Genomic DNA, 1,548 nt, shown 5'->3' with positions numbered 1-1,548 from the left:
GCCAGATCGTCGCCAGTTGGCTTTCGATAGCATTCCGTGGTGCAGTGCGGGTGCCTACGTTTTGGGTTGGCGTCGGCAAAGCTTTTCGATCCAGCTTGCCGCTGGGCAGCTTAGGTAGCCTCGGCAAGACCAGAATATGGCTAGGCAGCATGTAATCCGGCAACCGGGTTTGCAGGGCTTGACGCAGGCTTTCGGCACGTTGAGTTTCGTTGCCTTCAGCCCCTGCGGAACCGGCCCCGACATAGGCCAGCAATTGGCCGTGTTCGGAGGCGATAACCACGGCTTCGTCGATGCCGGTTTGCGCCAGCAAGGCGGCTTCGATTTCACCCAGTTCGATGCGGTAGCCACGCAATTTGATTTGTTGGTCCAGCCGACCCAGGTAGTCGATGCCCCCCTCGGCCCGCCGTCTGACTCGATCGCCGGTGCGATAGAGTCTGGCGCCAGCTTGGCTGCCAAACGGGTCGGGCATGAAGCGTTCGGCGCTCAGCCCCGGCTTGCGCCAGTAACCTTGGGCCAGGCCGGATCCGCCAATATACAGTTCGCCGGCTACGCCGATGGGTACGGGGTTGAGGTCGGCATCAAGGATGTAGGCGCTGCGGTCACTTATAACGCTACCGATCGGGGCATAGGCGCTGTCGCATTCGGCGGCGGCTTCCCAAACCAACGGGGTAATCACGGCTTCGGTCGGACCGTAAGCGTTGAGCAGGCGTTGCGGGCGCAGCCGGCTTTGAATCAAGGCCAGTCCGTCTCGCGGCAGCGCTTCGCCGCCGACCGTGCAGCTGGTCAATGGGGGCGCTTGTTCCGGATTGTCGAGGTGGCGGGCCAATTCGATCAGGTAAGCCGGTGGCAAGTCGATACGGGTAATGCGATGCTTTTCGATCGCCGCCAAGGTTTGTTCGACGCTCCACAGGGATGGATCGCTGATGACCACATTCGCGCCGCATGCCAGCGGCACCGCCCATTGTTCGATGGCGGCGTCGAAGCTGAACGAGGCGAAATGCAGGCAGACATCGCTGGCTTGCATGGCATACACCTCGGCCATGGCCTGGCAATGCCGGGCCAGCGCGCCGTGGCTGACCGCCACGCCTTTAGGCTGGCCGGTGGATCCGGAGGTGTAGATCAAATACGCGGTTTGCTCGGGATGCGTCACTAGCGCCGGCGGCGTGTCGGGGTAGGCGGACAGGTCGAGCCGGTCTAGCTCAAGCGTCGTAATCGCCGCGGGAGCGCGCGCGATGGATGGTCCTGCACTGAGGCTTAACAGACAACTAACCCCGCCATCGACCAGTAGAAAACTCAAGCGTTCCTCAGGAAAATCCGGATCCAACGACAGAAACGCCGCGCCGCACTGCCACACCGCCAGACTGGCGACGATCATGTCCGCCGAGCGCGGCAGGCACAGGCCAATCACGTCGCCCGCTTTCACTCCGACGGACAACAAATAATGCGCCAGCCGCTGACTTTGGCTTTGCAAATCGGCGTAACTCAGAACCTGTCCTGCACAAATCAGGGCTTTGGCGTCCGGGTGGGCTTGTGCTTGAGTACGAATGG

Annotated in this window: 1 protein-coding gene; it reads right to left on the bottom strand. The window is 61.8% G+C overall.

All coding sequences use genetic code 11. The annotated features are described in order from the left end of the window. Positions 1–1,548 (bottom strand): amino acid adenylation domain-containing protein (locus A1355_RS09130; RefSeq protein WP_197471762.1); only part of this gene is annotated, 1,548 nt, incomplete at both ends.

Source organism: Methylomonas koyamae, assembly GCF_001644025.1.
GTDB classification, from domain to species: domain Bacteria; phylum Pseudomonadota; class Gammaproteobacteria; order Methylococcales; family Methylomonadaceae; genus Methylomonas; species Methylomonas koyamae_A.
The sequence above is the reverse complement of the archived record's forward strand: the minus strand, read 5'-3'. Positions and strand labels throughout refer to the sequence as shown.